This is a genomic window from Paenibacillus sp. 01L418 (assembly GCF_056400045.1).
The window spans coordinates 1-16,366 of the sequence record NZ_JBFTSN010000114.1; the positions used below are offsets into that span (position 1 = coordinate 1).

Annotated in this window: 15 protein-coding genes and 4 tRNA genes; 7 read left to right on the top strand and 12 right to left on the bottom strand. The window is 42.5% G+C overall.

Annotated elements, in window-relative coordinates; translation table 11 throughout:
• The first annotated feature begins 627 nt into the window (after positions 1-627).
• The gene (locus AC1DSE_RS15720) at positions 628-1,575 is read left to right on the top strand and encodes a hypothetical protein (RefSeq protein ID WP_477527869.1); all 948 of its coding nucleotides are present in this window, start codon (positions 628-630) and stop codon (positions 1,573-1,575) included.
• Between the two features lie 33 nt (positions 1,576-1,608).
• Here AC1DSE_RS15720 and AC1DSE_RS15725 read toward each other — a convergent pair whose 3' ends face one another.
• The gene (locus AC1DSE_RS15725) at positions 1,609-2,733 is read right to left on the bottom strand and encodes a hypothetical protein (protein ID WP_477510100.1); all 1,125 of its coding nucleotides are present in this window, start codon (positions 2,731-2,733) and stop codon (positions 1,609-1,611) included.
• A 249-nt stretch (positions 2,734-2,982) separates the two neighbouring features.
• On the opposite strand from AC1DSE_RS15725, the gene AC1DSE_RS15730 reads away from it, so the two are divergent.
• The 3 genes from AC1DSE_RS15730 (at position 2,983) to AC1DSE_RS15740 (ending at position 5,247) form a co-directional block, all read left to right on the top strand.
• Positions 2,983-3,540: a helix-turn-helix domain-containing protein gene (locus AC1DSE_RS15730; protein ID WP_477510099.1), complete on the top strand. Its 558-nt coding sequence runs from the start codon at positions 2,983-2,985 to the stop codon at positions 3,538-3,540.
• 281 nt (positions 3,541-3,821) lie between these two features.
• Entirely contained in the window at positions 3,822-4,007 is a 186-nt protein-coding gene (locus AC1DSE_RS15735; protein ID WP_477510098.1) for a helix-turn-helix domain-containing protein, read from the top strand.
• 103 nt (positions 4,008-4,110) lie between these two features.
• Positions 4,111-5,247 (top strand): site-specific integrase, encoded by a 1,137-nt coding sequence (locus AC1DSE_RS15740; protein WP_477510097.1) that lies wholly within the window; start codon positions 4,111-4,113, stop codon positions 5,245-5,247.
• 134 nt (positions 5,248-5,381) lie between these two features.
• Here AC1DSE_RS15740 and AC1DSE_RS15745 read toward each other — a convergent pair.
• A tRNA-Val gene (locus tag AC1DSE_RS15745) sits at positions 5,382-5,457 on the bottom strand.
• A gap of 200 nt (positions 5,458-5,657) precedes the next feature.
• Between AC1DSE_RS15745 and AC1DSE_RS15750 the strand changes: the two genes are divergently transcribed.
• Entirely contained in the window at positions 5,658-6,620 is a 963-nt protein-coding gene (locus tag AC1DSE_RS15750) for an S-layer homology domain-containing protein (RefSeq protein ID WP_477527870.1), read from the top strand.
• Between the two features lie 58 nt (positions 6,621-6,678).
• On the opposite strand, the gene AC1DSE_RS15755 is transcribed toward AC1DSE_RS15750, so the two are convergent.
• The 3 genes from AC1DSE_RS15755 to AC1DSE_RS15765 all read right to left on the bottom strand — a co-directional run bounded on the left by AC1DSE_RS15755 (position 6,679) and on the right by AC1DSE_RS15765 (position 8,474).
• The gene (locus AC1DSE_RS15755) at positions 6,679-7,371 is read right to left on the bottom strand and encodes a uracil-DNA glycosylase (protein WP_477510095.1); all 693 of its coding nucleotides are present in this window, start codon (positions 7,369-7,371) and stop codon (positions 6,679-6,681) included.
• 51 nt (positions 7,372-7,422) lie between these two features.
• Entirely contained in the window at positions 7,423-7,908 is a 486-nt protein-coding gene (locus AC1DSE_RS15760; protein WP_477527871.1) for a hypothetical protein, read from the bottom strand.
• Between the two features lie 170 nt (positions 7,909-8,078).
• The gene (locus AC1DSE_RS15765; RefSeq protein ID WP_477510093.1) at positions 8,079-8,474 is read right to left on the bottom strand and encodes an RDD family protein; all 396 of its coding nucleotides are present in this window, start codon (positions 8,472-8,474) and stop codon (positions 8,079-8,081) included.
• 220 nt (positions 8,475-8,694) lie between these two features.
• Here AC1DSE_RS15765 and AC1DSE_RS15770 point away from each other — a divergent pair, with 220 nt between their 5' ends.
• Positions 8,695-9,210 carry an RNase H family protein gene (locus AC1DSE_RS15770; RefSeq protein WP_477527872.1) on the top strand — a complete coding sequence of 172 codons (516 nt, stop codon included), beginning with the start codon at positions 8,695-8,697 and terminating at the stop codon, positions 9,208-9,210.
• Between the two features lie 199 nt (positions 9,211-9,409).
• Here the strand turns inward: AC1DSE_RS15770 and AC1DSE_RS15775 are convergent.
• The 3 genes from AC1DSE_RS15775 to AC1DSE_RS15785 all read right to left on the bottom strand — a co-directional run bounded on the left by AC1DSE_RS15775 (position 9,410) and on the right by AC1DSE_RS15785 (position 9,707).
• Positions 9,410-9,495 (bottom strand) — tRNA-Leu (locus tag AC1DSE_RS15775).
• Between the two features lie 21 nt (positions 9,496-9,516).
• Positions 9,517-9,593 (bottom strand) — tRNA-Ile (locus AC1DSE_RS15780).
• A gap of 37 nt (positions 9,594-9,630) precedes the next feature.
• A tRNA-Met gene (locus tag AC1DSE_RS15785) sits at positions 9,631-9,707 on the bottom strand.
• Between the two features lie 415 nt (positions 9,708-10,122).
• Between AC1DSE_RS15785 and AC1DSE_RS15790 the strand changes: the two genes are divergently transcribed.
• A complete protein-coding gene (locus AC1DSE_RS15790) occupies positions 10,123-10,635 on the top strand; it encodes a 2'-5' RNA ligase family protein (protein ID WP_076268194.1) in 513 nt (170 codons plus the stop codon).
• A 67-nt stretch (positions 10,636-10,702) separates the two neighbouring features.
• Here the strand turns inward: AC1DSE_RS15790 and AC1DSE_RS15795 are convergent, their stop codons facing one another.
• The 4 genes from AC1DSE_RS15795 to AC1DSE_RS15810 all read right to left on the bottom strand — a co-directional run.
• Positions 10,703-12,208 carry an ABC transporter substrate-binding protein gene (locus tag AC1DSE_RS15795; protein WP_441883036.1) on the bottom strand — a complete coding sequence of 502 codons (1,506 nt, stop codon included), beginning with the start codon at positions 12,206-12,208 and terminating at the stop codon, positions 10,703-10,705.
• Positions 12,209-12,214: 6 nt separating this feature from the next.
• Complete coding sequence (locus AC1DSE_RS15800) at positions 12,215-13,105, bottom strand: ABC transporter ATP-binding protein (protein WP_076268354.1); 891 nt, start codon at positions 13,103-13,105, stop codon at positions 12,215-12,217.
• Positions 13,106-13,113: 8 nt separating this feature from the next.
• Complete coding sequence (locus AC1DSE_RS15805; RefSeq protein WP_477527873.1) at positions 13,114-16,044, bottom strand: ABC transporter permease; 2,931 nt, start codon at positions 16,042-16,044, stop codon at positions 13,114-13,116.
• A gap of 3 nt (positions 16,045-16,047) precedes the next feature.
• The coding region (locus tag AC1DSE_RS15810; RefSeq protein ID WP_477527874.1) for a permuted SH3 domain-containing protein at positions 16,048-16,366 on the bottom strand (319 nt) is incomplete at its 5' end.

Consider the following 16,366-nt stretch of genomic DNA (forward strand, 5'->3'; position numbering starts at 1 on the left):
CATGCAATCATCGGGATCATCAACATAGTCCCGTCTAAAGCCGAACTCACCGTACTTATCTAAATCAGACATATCCATAACATCATTCCTTTCGGTTATTACGCCCCCCTCCTGGTATGAAGGGAGGCTATATTGAGAAGGTGCAAACGATTTGGGAAACAGTGGGGAAACCTTATCGTTCTAGTGTAACGTAACCATTTAAAAGAAATTTTACAAGCTATTTATTAAACGAATTTATAAGTATCTTTAATCTTCAGTGCACTTCACACAGTGTGTGGACTATATTTCCCTCAAAGCCGCGCCAGTCCTAGGGTTTGGGAGGTTGGGGATGTATTCTAAAATATGCTAAATTGGGTATCCTCAGGGGGGGGAAAGCAATTAGATGATGTTGATTTTTAACTTTATTGACATCAATACTGACGTATCAAAGTTGTATATCGACAGTTAAAAGTGCTAGAAAATCTATGAGGTAATTGAAGATAAAAAAATGCAAAAGCAATTTCAAATGAAGTGGCAATTAGTCTGATAAAGAACATATTACCGAGCTCAAAGAGAGTAGTTGTGGATTGACAGTCATGTATCAACTGCTTACGCTAAAAGAATACCGATAAAGAATGGAGTACTCTCATGTCTATCACTCATCTACTGTTATTTAACGATCAAATTAAGGATTTATTCGCCAATATACCAAAACTAAAGGAATCATTTATTTGCATGGACGGCGGCGATCCATTTCCCTCCATACCTCCAATCATTGTTCAGCATGAAAACCGAGCCAATCCAGTCATTGGACACGCATATGACTATCTATTACGTGCGTATGTACAGCGCATCAATGGTGCTCACCAGGAGCGCGAGGGTGATCATTTAGCGGCATCAATAGCAGTTAGCATCTTAGATAGGAAGTATATCCATGATGCTTACAATGGAGTTGTAGAGCGGCGAAACAGGTATATTGGGGGGGACTCAGCGCTTACCCAAGTCATAATTAAAGATGCAATTGTACTGGGTCAGTTGGAGCAGTTTTATCGTTCAGGCGCTGGTGATATTCCCGCAATTCTTCATGCCATTGATGACGATATTCATGACCTACAGACCCTAATGCAAGTCACAGAGAGGCATTCAGAGAGGTTTCAAGCATCACATAACATTATGTGTAACCCACGGTTTGGAGAGGCTGTATCTGCTCTTGTGGACGGCGCTGATGGCGATCTAATCATCGATAATACACTTATCGACATCAAAACAGAGTCAGAATTTCGCTGGAAGATAGGGCAGAGTCGTCAATTAATTGCCTATTGGATATTATCCTGTCTCTCTCCAGGCTTTAAACCTGAGATCAAGCGTTTAGCATTGTGGAACCCGCGTTATTGCCGTCTCGTGTCCATTGAAGTAGAGGTAATATGCCGCGCAATCAACATGATAGAATTCGTAGACTCTTTCATAGCCATCATCACCGATGATAACTTTGGAGGCAGTGCTCACCTCTCCCCCACCCAACGGACATTGCACGTTCAAGCAGTTAATGATGTTTGGAACACCGCCGAGAATCCAATAAGAAAAATATACAACTAAAGGGACGGTTGCTGCCGCCCCTTACAATATGAGTCAATTAACTTTGCTAAAGGTATAGGAAATGCGGCTGTTAGGACGCGATACCATAGTTTTCAGAACTCTGTCGAGATCTGTCGCTGTCGGGGCGACATATTGTATAGTGCTTGCCGTTTCTTCCTTTTGATAAGGAACGACATGCAATGGTCGAGTTTTCTCTACTAACGGTACATTACTATTATCCATCCACGGCAAAAGTAACGGCGGCAAAAACACTTCACTAATAATTGGTGCAAGTCCCGCATGAGCTATCTTTTTAAGATACATGTTCTCTTGTCTTTCATATTTTTCATTATCTGTATGTATTCCGTTCGTGCGCCTAGAAATGAACCCAAGTAAGGTTTCGGCCCACTTCTCATCATAAACATTCTTAAGTCGCTGATAAATATCTCGCTCATTGGTCATTATTAGCTCAGATATGTTGAGTCGCCGCAGAAACCTTTCCAAGTGATCGTTAAGGAAGGTTTCTGACATTACTTGACCAAGCGAATGCGACTTAACATAGTACTTCATATCGTAGCGAGCCACGCCAACCTCAAATCGTAATACATTCTGGCTAAGTTCAAGATCACGCTCATCCTGACACCCATCTTCAATGAGTTTAGCCCTCTTATCGTAGAACTTGCAGTCCTTCGAACCGCTCTCGAAGCTCGTCGTCTCAAATCGATAGTTCTTTGTCTTGTATCCTGCTAGATCAATCTGTGCAATCGACTGTACATATGCACCAACGTCACTAACCTTGAAATCAAAGTATGTATCCCCGTTCCTAACCTTCCATTGGTCGGCGGGCAGCAAAAACTCAATTGCTAAGTCATTAACGAATGACTGCTGTAGCTTATCAATAAAAGCAGGTACATGAGTAGCATCCATCCTCTTCATACGGTATCCGAACATGAAGTAGGAGCAACATGGAATGGTTATAGTTACTCTTCCTCTATCCTTATTGTATTTGAGTCTGGGCATAAGACGATCTCCTAATAATACATAGGAGAAGGTGGTAAGTTCATCTTCTTCTTCTTCCCCTGGGTTAAGATACTTTACCCTTGCCCTCTGATCCATCATTTGCTTTAGTCCTTCTTCTGGTATCCTACATTCCGCAATTACGGTGAGTGTATCGAACATAATGGTGTGCCTCCTACGAGAATTTGTATAACATTCAGGTTATTATATTGGAGCATGAACGCTTCTACCTGATTCGTATGTAACCGAACTAAGTGAAGCGCAAGTGAATGGCACATATTGAATCCTCTCCATTCTTATTTCTCTCAATATGAGCATAACACCAATATTGCACTTTAGCAATAACAAGTGTTGCGTTTATGAATTACATTTGATATGATACATACAGAACCAGAAAAGGATGTGGAGCTCATGGGATTAATGCCTTACTTAATTACAACCGAAGACCTTAAGACACTTCAAGGCTACGGTAGTCTCGGCGAAATTCATAAGTACATTCGTGAGAGAGCAGAGGAATGTAACCCAGGTTTGTTTACTATCAACGGCTTGGCTGATAAAATCGGAACCTCCCCTTCGACTTTATCAAGATTTGAATCAGGTAAACAACAAGAACTAAAAGCAGCATTGCTTGCCAAAATTGCTCAAGTGATGTCCGTACCAGTTGAAGCTTTCCAACTTGATTATTACAGGAACCCCAAGACCTTTACCATCTGCGGGATTACACCTTCTATTAAGAACTTTGACTTACTGGAGCCATCGCACCGAATGCACCTGAACTTGAAGGCATACTCTCCAGCAGGAGTGATGCATGAAGAAGTGGATGAAATAGCGGAAATGAGTGTACTGGAATTCGAGGAATTCATCGAGGAAGTGAAAGCGCTAGTTAGAAAGGTTGAAGCTCGACGGGAAACATGGACGAGAAAGAAGAACGCCGTAGATCAAATGAATGGCTGGTCTACAGAAACATGAATAAAGTTCCAGCCTTAATCGGGCTGTACACATAGATGTAAGGAAAACCTGTTAGAGGATCATATCCCAATGACACTTAGTAGTTGTAGCGATGTAGGATTGCGCCCTTCATTAGAGAAGTGGGCTAAATAGTAGATAAGTAGTTGTGTCAAAACATGAAAGCTGGATTTAACGGCCCAACCGCAAATCCTTCTATTCTTGTATGGATATGATTGCTTTGAGGACAGGTCATTGTACCTGTCTTTTTTTGTTTAGTTCTGACCACCACTAATCGAAAGGTCGTGTTTACCTTGGAAAATGTAGAGGTTCTTCGAGTTAGCGATATTCAGCAAATATTAGGGATTGGCCGTCGACAAGCATATGAACTCGTTAATTCAGGCGAGTTTCATGTCATAAGAGTTGGTAAGTCCATCCGAGTTCTAAAGGAAGTTTTCAACAACTGGATGAGCGGTAATTATCTATCTTGAAAGGTGGTGATGAAAATGAGCATTGTGCGTATTCGAGGTGATCCGTTAGATATTCCGATGTGAAATATGGTCCATAAATAATCGTATTGAAAGGAGAATAAACATGACTAGAGTTGCAGGTTATATTGGTAAATACAACGTAAAGAAAGAGAACAAAGATTTCTACTACTATGTTATTACTTTAGGTAAAGACGCTAACGGAAAAAGAATTCAAATAAAAAAACGAGGATTCAAAACGAAGAAAGAGGCTGAGAAAGCCCTAAGGGAAGCGCAAGTCGAGGCAGATAAAGGTGCATACATCCAACCATCAAAAATGACTTATGGTGAGTATTTGACTGAATGGATTCGTGCGAAGAAACAACAGATCTCCTCTCAAACCGCTCATGTAACTGAAGTGTATATGAGAACGCATATAGTCCCTGAACTTGGAGGGATCAACCTCACACAGTTGAATCCATTGATCATTCAGAGATTCTTGAGCACTCTCCAGGACAAAGGCTTAGCTGATTCTACAATTAAACGAATATATAATATCGTTAATACTTCCTTAAATGCAGCAGTCAAGAAACAAATCATCAATCGGAACGCCGCTTCCCTTATCGATAAGCCAAGAGTTAAAAGGAAAGAAATCGAAGTATGGGATGTAAATGAAGTGAAAGCATTCTTGAATTATGCACGATCCTATACCAGATACTACATTGCCTTTCATTTAGCTCTAACCACTGGGATGAGACAAGGCGAAATACTTGGTCTTCGTTGGATGGATGTGGATTTCGATAGGAAAATGATATCCGTTAGACAAACGTTAAGCCATAATGGGAAAGAAATCATTCATGGAGCAAAAACTGCTACAAGTATACGCTCCATATCTTTCGATACAGATACAGCCACCGACCTTCAAAAGCACATGAGAATGGTTAGACGTGAAATGCTTTCACTCGGAAAGTCATTAAGTCAGGAAGATCTTGTTGTCTGTAACGGGCTGGGTACAAAAGCTAACCCAAGAAACATCAATAGGATATGGTACAAACTACTGGAGAAAACGGAATTGAAAAAAATCACCTTTCATGACCTTAGGCACACCAATGCCTCACTGCTACTCAAGATTAATACGCATCCTAAAATAGTGTCGGAAAGATTGGGGCATAGCTCAATAAAGATTACAATTGATCTGTACTCGCATCTGTTCCCTAACATGCAAGAAGAAGCAGCTGCTGAGCTAGCAAAATTGCTTTTCTAATTTGAACTAATCAGTTAGAATTGCTTGCTACCACGCTGCTACCACGGATACCAATGAAGGGATTATGTTGACATGGCAATGGTTGATCACAACAAAAAAAGCCTTGCTGGACAAGGCTTTCGGAGTTTAAGTTATGGTGATCTGAACAGGGTTCGAACCTGTGACCCCTACCCTGTCAAGATAGTGCTCTCCCAGCTGAGCTACCAGATCATGTTAGCGACAATTAATAATATATCAGGTGAAAGACGCCAAGTCAACATATTTCTTTACAGATTTTTCTGACTCTCCACTCTCATCACGATGTCTCCACAAAAGTGGAATCGGTCATAATGATTGTATAATAATTGCAACAATTTGTCTTTTAACGACGTCAAGTAAGTGCTGCAGCAAATAAAAGAAGAGGTGACCGTATGAAAAGACGATTGATACTGACAATGACACTGGTTGCAATGATGCTCTTCACTCTTGGACAATCCGTATGGGCATTCAAGGACGTTAAAAATGACGTAAACGAGCATAAAATTAACGAGCTTAAGAAGATGGGCATAATAAGCGGAGATAAACATGACAAGTTTARTCCTAAAGGCAAGCTCACTTATGCCGAAGGCGTTTCTTTGATCGTTAAAGGGCTAGATATTAATATCAACCATATCCGCTTCATTAAAGAACCTAAAGCAAGCGACTATTTTACAAACATAAAAGATAACGCTTGGTATTCGCAAGCTTTTATCATCGCGAGTATTAATGGTCTAGAAATTCCAAAAACGGTCAAAGCTAACGACATCATGACCCGCGAGCAATTTGCTCATCATTTGTTTAAAGCTATGATGACGAAAGGCGATTACGCCTTTATTGAAATTTTCATGCAGTTGGAAGATGCGGCTGATGTGAACAAAACCTACATGGACAGCATTCAAAAGCTTCTCATAAGCAAAATCGTCACATTGGATAGTGCGAACAAGTTTTATCCTAAAAAAGCTATTTTGCGCGGTGAAGCAGCAGGCTGGCTATATGACGCCATTACATTTGTAAAGGAGACGGCTCCGATTCCAACTAAGCCTGAGCAACCGAGCCTCGACCTGAAGCTTTCAATTGAGGCGGTAAACCCGCAAATCAATAAAGTAACCGTAAGCACTCAAGTAGGACATCCCGGTTATGGTTTCCGTATTACCTCTATTGCTTTCGAAGGAGATCAAGCTTTCATCAATGTAGAATTGGTCATGCCTGATCCTGATAAAATGTATCCTCAAGTTATTACAGATGTATCCGCCTCCACTTATATTGATGCTAAGCTAAAGCCAGTACTCACCCAATCCTCGCAATCTACGGGATCAAGTGAATCATCAACAGGCAAAGCGATCATCATCAATTAAACCAAAAAAGACTTCTCTACCTGTCTTATAACCATCAGACAGTTGAGAAGTCTTTTTTTTATTTGCTTTCAAGCTCATTCAGCATCGGAATCGACCAGTCAATCGGCTCGCTTCCAATCGATTCTAAGAAACGATTTGTCCTGGAAAATGGTTTGCTTCCAAAAAAACCTTTGCGCGCTGCAAATGGGCTCGGATGCGGTGAAATAATTAAATGATGCTTGTCCCCATTAATATGCTTCGCTTTCGCTTCTGCATTTTTGCCCCATAGTATAAATACCACGGGCTTCTCCCTATCGTTTAGAGCGGCAATAATCTGATCGGTAAATTGCTCCCACCCTATTCCTTGATGGGAATTAGGATTGCCATCCTCCACCGTAAGCACTGTATTTAGAAGCAGCACTCCTTGCTTAGCCCATGAAAGCAAGCTTCCATGGTCAGGCACAGTGGCCCTTACATCCGACTCCAGCTCTTTGTAAATGTTTTTTAGTGAAGGAGGTACCTTTAATCCTGGCTGCACGGAGAAGCTAAGCCCATGCGCCTGTTTTGGTCCATGATAGGGGTCTTGTCCTAAAATGACCACTTTCGTCTGCTCATAGGATGTATGATGAAGTGCATTGTATATATTTTCCGCTTCCGGATAAACTGTGGTCGTTTTATATTTCTCTGCCAGTATGGCAAAAAGCTCTTGCATGTAAGGCGCTTCAAGCTCACTCTGCAATTTCTGCGCCCAATCATTTGCTAACGTATTCATAATCATTAATATCCCCTTCAAAAGCAATCGTTTTTGAATAAGCAGCCTTTATTAGCTCTGCTTATCAAACCAATTATAAAAAACTTGATTAATATATTGTCCAGTAAGCAAATATGGAACCGTCTCTTCTTMTACAAACGACTCTTTTCCTTGAATACTAAAATAAAGCCATAAAGCAATTCCTTCGGAAAACGAATCAGACTCGTAATCAGCTTCATTTAATAGGCCTGAAATGACAGTCATACAGTCCTCTATCGCCGCTTCCCCTTCAGAATGATACGTTTTAAGCTTTATTTTCAAATAGGAATAGACATAAGGAAACTCCTTGTTTCCACCCAGAGAAGAGCTGTAAAGCGCTGTAGAGATCGCAGCTGCCATTATGCCGGTTTTCCACTGCTCCGCTTTTTCCGTGAGTGATACATCATCCTTAAACCGATTTAGAAGATCATTGTAAAGCGTGTCCTTTAAAGAGAATATCTCCGCATAGAGTCGACGCGCGCTTAGCTTAAGTGAAGTCTCCTCGTTCTTGTGCTGCATCAATCATCCACCTACTTCCCTTATCGCTCAGGTATTTCAATACAACTCTTAGTTTACTTCATTCAAAATAGAGAAAGCAAAAAAGTTCCCTCATTAAATATCGTGGCAAATGTCAAAAGTATAATAAAAAAAGCCCGCTGCATGATATCGCAACGAGCTCATAAGACAGCTTAATCAGAATGCACCACTTCTGTTCCTGCTATAAAATCATGAATCGCTCTTTTGTCATCGCGCAAACCGACCATAAAGGCGCTGACGATCACAGCAATACCTAATGTTAATCCATAAACGAGTCCACCGACAACATTACGCAATAACATGGTACCTATACCTGGAGGTGAGCCATCCAGCTTTCTAATCTGTACGCCGCATATCCTTTTCCCAATGGTATAGCCGCTCCAAAATACCGGAACCAGTAACGAGTAAAGGAATGAGACCACATCTGTAAAATAATCTCTCCCTTCATATCCTCCTGTAAATAATAATGAAATAATGGCTAACGGAATGCCAATAATAATGCCATCCAGCAATGAAGCTCCTAATCGAATCCAAAAACCTGCTTTCATGCCGAGTCCCCTCCAGTATTACATCATTAATGTTACTTCCTTATTCAGACACATTCCTATTAAAACTTACGCTTATCAGCTCCGATGTATACCTTAATCCATTCGCCTATCCTTAAAGTAAAAAATATTTCGAGGATTTTCCATTTGAAGACTAGCCCATCTCTTTTTTGACGATGATTAAAATAATGAAAGAAGGAATATAATCTGGAGGATAGATTTTGTGGATACTACAACAGAATTGCTAATAAAAAGAGCATATGCCAATCCCCGTTTAAGACAAAACATTATGAACAAGAGTATGATTTGTTTGTATTGTGATTACTCCGGTTTCGTTGCGCAAAATAATCATGGAGCAGCTTGTTGCTTTGTCTTCAATAGAACAATACGCGTTACCGCCAAAAAAATTATGATGGAACATATTGAAGGTTCCAATTACGGTGAATTGCTTGCTGTTCGTTACAGTCTTGAAATACTTGCAAGTGCGCTGACGGAGTATGAGCCGAAATTCGCTATTATCTATACTGATTGCAGTCAAATCGCAAACATTTTATCAAAAGATTATTTTTCTCATTCACATCATAAAGATGCTAGAGATGAAATATTGGCAGTTCTACATCATTTAAATAATATGTATCCCRGCGTTCACATACAAATAAAATACATAAGCAAGCACAAGAAAAACAATACCCTCCATAGGTTAGCCCATAATGCTGCGAGACAAGCTGCTATAAATTAATTACTGCCAGCCTCTAATTTACTTAACAGCTTTAGAAATTAACATATTAAATTAAATTGCTAGATATTAAGTACCTAACGATAAAAAAACCTCCTTTGTTTAGAACTGACAAGTCAGATTCTATAAAGGAGGTTCTTTTATCGTTCGTACATCTTATGTACTTCGTGAAAACCATTGACTCGTCAATGTCTTCGAGGTATGCCGAGGACGGGAATCGAACCCGTACGATGGTCACCCATCGCAGGATTTTAAGTCCTGTGCGTCTGCCAGTTCCGCCACCCCGGCATGTTGTAAAGGTTTTGCTTATGGTGGGCCCTGAGGGACTCGAACCCCCGACCAATCGGTTATGAGCCGACCGCTCTAACCAACTGAGCTAAGGGCCCTCGAAAAACGTATATTTCAACGTATTCATCGAAAGGTTGGTTGCGGGGGCAGGATTTGAACCTGCGGCCTTCGGGTTATGAGCCCGACGAGCTACCGGGCTGCTCCACCCCGCGACGTATATCCATTTGAGCAAAGCCAGTTGAATTGGCGACATAAAATAATATACTATATAGGTGTGTTTTAAGTCAAGCAAAATATTCTAATTTATTTTCTTTTTATTTTTTATGGTATAAACCTCACGCCGTATCGCCCTTTTCGGGATCGAAATACCTCTACCTCATGCGGAGTTTCATAGCCATACATCCAACCGTCATTCTCCATTCTCCTAACCAAACAACCCGCTTGAAATTTGGTTTCATATAGGCGAACCCAATATACCCATCTCATGTCATCCCTCCACTATCTTATTGGAGAAGCTGATGCTTATCACTCCAATAAAGGCTGTATACATTAGAATACCCCAAAATTGGGATCATACATGCAAATGGGGTATACTCAAAATAGGTCATTTCGAAGGAGCTGAAGACCATGTTATATGGAATTGTTGTTTTCCCCGAAAAGCATGTACAGGACTTCGCTAATAGCTGGCGAAGACGCCATGATCCGCATTACACAGCTGTGCCTGCTCATTTGACAGTACGATACGCAGAAGATTGGTCAGACGATGAATTGCAGCTAGCAGTCGCTCATTTAGAGCAAACCACATCTAAGCTGCCTGCTTTCTCTATCCATTTGAACCGTGTATCTACTTTTTTCCCTGTAAGTCATGTGCTCTATTTAGCGCTTGAAGACACCGTTTCCATGCAGAAGCTCCAGGAGAGCGTATGCAGCGGTCCGCTGGCCATTGTCGAGCCTAAATATGTTTACACGCCACATGTCACGATAGGGCAAGAAATCTCAGCTGATGAGCTGCATGATTTATTCGGAAATCTGCGCATGCAGTCCATTGATCTTACTTCGAGAATTGATCGCATACATCTGATGTATCAGACCGAGAACGGCTCTTGGACCGCTTACCAGTCCTTTCTATTACGAGGTTAGACAAATATTAAGGAAAAAGCCCGCAAACGACGCAGAGGTCGATTACGGGCTTTTTCCTTATTTCAAATTATCTTGGCATTGGCATAATTTCGACTCCGCCGCCGTTGCCTTCTCCAGTTGGATTGTTTTTAATTTTTTCCAAAACCGCGTTTCCACGTGTTTCCCACTCAGCTAGTGCTTCACGAGCCGATTTTTTCTTCTCGATTACGGCCTGGAACAATTCATAGCCAGGTTGTTGAGCTTCCCATGCACCTGGTTTCTCACGGAAGATTTTGTCCGTATCTACAGCTGGCATTGGTTTAAGTGAAGTAAATGCGTCAATGTTGTACTGCAAACCGCCGATTGGCGTCAAAAATTCCTTACGTGCAACCATTTCATAAAGACTTCTCGATTTCAGCTTAGCCCATTCCTTGCTGTTGGAGAACTTGATGAAATCCCAAGCGTCTTTATCGTTTTGAGCTTTGTTGTTAATACCCATCAACTGGCTCAATGAAATACTGCTGCCTACTTCAGGATCGCTTGGAGAAACGGGAACTGTCACAACGTCCCAATCAACAGCTTCAAAATCTTTAATTTTCGATGCGTTGTCCGAAGCTCTCTTAAGCTCATTGATATAACCATAATCACCGATCGTCATCGCAATTTTGCCTTTGATGAACAAATCACCATAGAATGGGTCATTGCCACCTTCCGCGTTTTGCTTCTCATACATTTTATTCATAAATTCTTGTGTTGGAATAACTTCTTCTTGATACAGCGATGCAACAGTGCTCCATACATTTTCCCACTGATCGCTATTGACGAGCATTTTCTCGCCTTTGTCATCCCACATTTTTAGCTGCAATGCTTGGCTATAAGACTGCGCATTGCTAAAGCCGTCGTTGGACCAACGATTGAAGGAGAATCCAAATTTACGGTCCACGCCTTCACCTTTAGCCACTTGACGTGCTAGGTTAAGAACTTCAGTCCACTCCATTTTGTTTGTCGGAGGAGTTACACCAGCTTCAGTAAACATTTTTTTGTTGTAGTATAGTGCAGAAGAGTTAAAAGTTGGCGTCAATGCATACAATCCGCCGTCACCAGCAGCTTTAATGCCTTCAACAACAGTTGGAACATAATCCGACAAGTCGAATTTATCTTGTGCTATTAGCGGATCCAGCGGTTGCAGCAAGTTGTCTTGTGTCATCCGACGAAGCATATTGTAATCCAGAACAACAACATCGACTGGATTTGATCCAGTTAGCATTTCTTTCATTTTTTCATACGGATCTGGCTGCTTTGTTGGCTTTGCAGGATCTTGCTGTTCAAAGCGTTGATCATCATAGTTGATTGCGCCTACGATTTGGAACTCAATGTTAGGATGAGACATTTCATACATATCCGTGTATTGCTGACGGAAATACGGCTCATTATCCGCACCGCCATAAAGCACGCCAATACGTAAAACCCGTTTTTCTGTAGAGCTGTCTGAGCCGCTGCTGCACGCTGCTAGCAGGCCAATAAGCAAGGTAAGTGTTAACGATACTAAAGTAAATTTGCGAATTCGCTTGCCTGACAATCTTTTATTATTCATTTGATTTTAACCCCCTAGTGATTTAGGCGGAGTAATAATAATCCGCTCGCCGTCAAATTCCATCGTTGCTTTGTCTTTAATATTAAGAGCAGATAAATATTCCTTAGGCACTTGTAAACGTCCAACGCGATCTACCACGACATAGGCTTCATGCACAGACTGCAGTCCGCTGCTTACAGCTGGAAGCTCTGCCTCACCTCCATCAAGATTAATATTCGGATTGCGTTTAATGAACTCAGTGCTCGTCAAGCCATCGCGAATGGCAACCACTCGGTCTACCTTGCCAGCAAGCGTCAAGTCATGCGTTACAATGACGATGGTAATACCGATCTCGCGATTCAACCTGCGGAAAATACCCATAATCAAATCGGAGGTAGCCGTATCAACCGAACCTGTCGGTTCATCCGCAAGCAGTAGCTTCGGGCGATTCGACAATGAAATCGCAATGGCAACCCTTTGCTGCTCACCGCCTGATAATTGATGGAGCTTGTTATGCATTCGCTCCTTCAAGCCAACCCATTCAAGCAGCTGCTTTGCATATGCGCGATCAACCTTCCCTGAAAGCATCATCGGCATTTCTACATTTTCGAGGGCAGTAAGATAAGGCAGCAGGTTTCTGGCATTATTTTGCCAAATAAATCCTACCGTCTCCCTCTTGTATTTCACTAGATCCTCTTCGGAAATCTTCAGAAGATCCCATGGACCTACATGCACCTGGCCGGCTGAAGGGCGGTCAAGACCGCCCAGCGTATTCAGAAGCGTCGATTTCCCGCTGCCGCTGTTGCCGATAATAGCCATTAGCTCGCCTTCGTTTACTTTTAGGTTCAAGCCTTGCAGGGCAACGACCTCTAGATCGTCTGTCTTGTAAATTTTCACTAGACCTTCGCAATCGATCATCGCTGTTGTCATCGTTCTTCTCCCATCTTGACCGCTTGATGCACTCTAAGCCTGCGTATGTGCAGGAAGAGCAGCAATGCGCCGGTCAGCATCATAAATCCGACAACTATGAACAATTGGTTCGTATCGCTAGACTCGAATATGACTCGGAAAGGCGGTACTGTTTCTGCAACGTTTTCTGTCGTTTGCAAGAATGGAAGGAAGAGCAAGCTCACACCTTTACCAATTAACACCCCAAGTCCAATCGCAAGTCCTGCTGTAAATAGCTGCTCCAGAAGCAGCATCCCCGTAAGCTGTCTTCGCGATAATCCCATTGCCCGCAATACCCCGAATTGGACAACGCGCCCTGAGAGATTAAAGAACCAGAATAGAACGTAGCCAGCTAATGTGATGATGACCGAAACAAGGAAACCTAAGCTCAATATTCCGAATACGCCGCCCCTAGTTGGAAGCTTCGATTGAATGATTAGCTCGCTTCTTACATCTTTAATAGCTGCTATCTCCACCCCAGCCTTTTGCAGCGCTTCAACGATCGGAGCTACTTTAGCATCAGGCTTCATCTTCAGCCAAACCTCATAAGGAATAAGCGGAAGCTGGTCATAAATATAATCTAAATTCGTGATAATAAACGGAGATTTATCTGGATATTGGCTAGGCCAATAAGGCAAAATGCCAACGACCATAAAATCCACTTTACCTTCGGCGAATCCAACTGACACAGGATCTCCGATTTTTAATTGATATTTCTCTGCTACTTTCGAAGGAATAAGTGCCGCATGCTCATATTTACCCAAATTATTTAAATAATAATTCGGATGAACTGGGTACAAATCATTGCGGAACCAGCCGACCTTGGCAAAGTCGACATTATCAATTCCCATTACGGTTCCTTGACCAATCGATTTGCCTGAAATGACCACGCTGCCCTTCGTCTGTAGTACACGAGCAGCCGCTTCTACGCCTTCAAGGGAACGGAATAGCTCAAATGGAGGTTCACTGAACAACATCTTTGAAGGTATGGTTTGACCGCCACCGCCTCCGCCGCCTGAACCACCGCCGTTGCCTCCTCCACCATTTCCGCCGTTTCCACCGCCGCCAGAACCGCCGCCATTGCCTCCACTGCCGCCGTTGCCACCATTTCCGCCGTTGTTGCCAGGCGTCGTGGTAATTTCCGGAGAGCCTTCCCATACCGTTTGAATGGTTACGTCTGCTCCGTATTTATACAGCGTACGTTCCGTGGAGTTCAAATCAATCGTTCTAGCTGCCGATGCGTTATAAACACCAAGCCCCAGCGTCAGCACCAATAGAATCATCAATGGGTAATATCCCTTGGATGAACGTGAAAGCTGAGTCAGCGTCAAATATAGCGGAACCGGTAAAAATTTGCGTCCTAACCATGTAAACACCTTCAAAAGCCATGGGAATAATCTTAAGAAAAACAACCCAAATGCAAAGATTGATAAGGCAGGAACAAAAAATAAAAATGGCTGTACGTTTAATTGATCCGTTGTCATGCCTGTTTTGAATGTCAACATTTGGCGCTCATTGAACATATACCAGCCATAACCAGCAGCGGCAATTAACAAGACATCAAGATACCAACGCTGCCAAACTGGCTTGCGATCAGAACGCGCCAGATCCTGCTTATAACTTACGATTGAAGATCTTGCATAAATAACAGCTGGAATAATGGTCGCCATAAGCGCTAGAAAGACTGCAGCTCCACCAGCAATAATGGCCTCTGTAGAGAAGCCAACCGGTATGGACTTCCGATTAACGAAAGAAAGGAAGCCATTGGCTGATCCGATACTCTTCGCCATGAACCAACCGATAAACGGACCGCTTCCAAGCGCGATCCCTCCAAGCAGTAGTCCTTCGAGCAAATAAATCCATATGATTTGCCGTGTGCCGGCCCCCCTGCTTCGAAGCACTGCAATGTCGCTTCGCTGCTTATCCAGTGACTGCCTTGCATTCATGGCAATAAAGAAAAACACCATCGCAAGCATTGGAGCAGCTAGCGTAAACAGCAATGTTTGCAGCTGCAGGCTTTGTTTCTTAAATTCGGTAAGCGTGGATGCAAAAGAAATTTCTACTCTTGTGTCCTTAAGACGCTGATAAAGCTCAATATTCAAGCGTTCTAGCGTCTTGCTTAACGGTGTTAATTGACTCGTTTTTACTTCTGATAAATCAAATGCGTAGTACCAGCTTGCATTATGCAGCGGTATTTTTTTATTCGCTAACAGCGTCTTTTCGAATGCTGCTTTGCTTATTTGGAACGTGTTCAGCAAGCTTTCCATCCCTTGATACCAGTATGAACTCGTATCAGTAAGCGGTTTGACTGCTCCGACAATTTTCACTCGCAATGTCAGATCCAGTCCACCGTATATCGGATATTCAAAAACATCGCCGATATGTACATCATTTCTATACATTGCTTCCTCGAACATGACTGCTTCGAGTATATCTCCATCCCCTTCGGTATTTGAAAACCATTTACCTTGAGTCAGCTCTGTATTTTTTTCAAGTTCTGACAGATTCATAATCGTCAGTTGACGGTTTCGTCCTGCGTCTACTTTGCTTGWATCCTCAGGAACGACCTCTGCACCGCGAATGGAATAGCTGTTTACATACGTACCAAATGGAAATCCAATTTCCTTCGGTATTCCATCTTTAATATACTTTTCAAGCTCCGACAGCGCTGCTAAATCCGTTTTCCCGCCAGCAGGTGATTGATATCTCATGAGAAGCGAGCCCGCAGGTAATCCGGTACTCTTCTGCTGCAGTGATTCGGCTACTACTCTCTTGAGTGCGCCATCTGCATACATAGGGATACTCGTTGCAAATGCAACCGCCAGAGTTAGCCCAGCCAGCGTGCTTAAGGTTAGCCAGCGCGTGTTCCACATTTTGCGGAACAAAAAACGAAACAGCGGAATTCCCATTGGCTATCGACCTACAACTTTCTGCCCCGGTTTCAACCCTTTGAGGATCTCGATATTCGTCGAGGTTTGTTGGCCGACCTCTACGTCAACTTCGCGCTTAACTTCGCCTTCAATGACCTGCACGTACGTACGAGATCCAATAGAACGAAGCGTAGAAGGAGGAATAACAATAGCATTTTCAGTGCGCTTCGTAATGACTTTAATCGAAAGCGGCATACCGCGGTTCAAGTTTTTAGGCAAATCCTTAAGATCAACGATTAAGAAGTCTTCGGGTTTTTCTGGTTTCTCTACTCCAGAACCACCACCGCCGCCGCCGTTGTTC

Coding starts and splice junctions, on each gene's coding strand:
- AC1DSE_RS15720 (WP_477527869.1), top strand. CDS start 628: ATGTCTATCACTCATCTACTGTTATTTAACGATCAAATTAAGGATTTA.
- AC1DSE_RS15725 (WP_477510100.1), bottom strand. CDS start 2,733: ATGTTCGATACACTCACCGTAATTGCGGAATGTAGGATACCAGAAGAA.
- AC1DSE_RS15730 (WP_477510099.1), top strand. CDS start 2,983: ATGGGATTAATGCCTTACTTAATTACAACCGAAGACCTTAAGACACTT.
- AC1DSE_RS15740 (WP_477510097.1), top strand. CDS start 4,111: ATGACTAGAGTTGCAGGTTATATTGGTAAATACAACGTAAAGAAAGAG.
- AC1DSE_RS15755 (WP_477510095.1), bottom strand. CDS start 7,371: ATGAATACGTTAGCAAATGATTGGGCGCAGAAATTGCAGAGTGAGCTT.
- AC1DSE_RS15765 (WP_477510093.1), bottom strand. CDS start 8,474: ATGAAAGCAGGTTTTTGGATTCGATTAGGAGCTTCATTGCTGGATGGC.
- AC1DSE_RS15790 (WP_076268194.1), top strand. CDS start 10,123: ATGTTATATGGAATTGTTGTTTTCCCCGAAAAGCATGTACAGGACTTC.
- AC1DSE_RS15795 (WP_441883036.1), bottom strand. CDS start 12,208: ATGAATAATAAAAGATTGTCAGGCAAGCGAATTCGCAAATTTACTTTA.
- AC1DSE_RS15800 (WP_076268354.1), bottom strand. CDS start 13,105: ATGATCGATTGCGAAGGTCTAGTGAAAATTTACAAGACAGACGATCTA.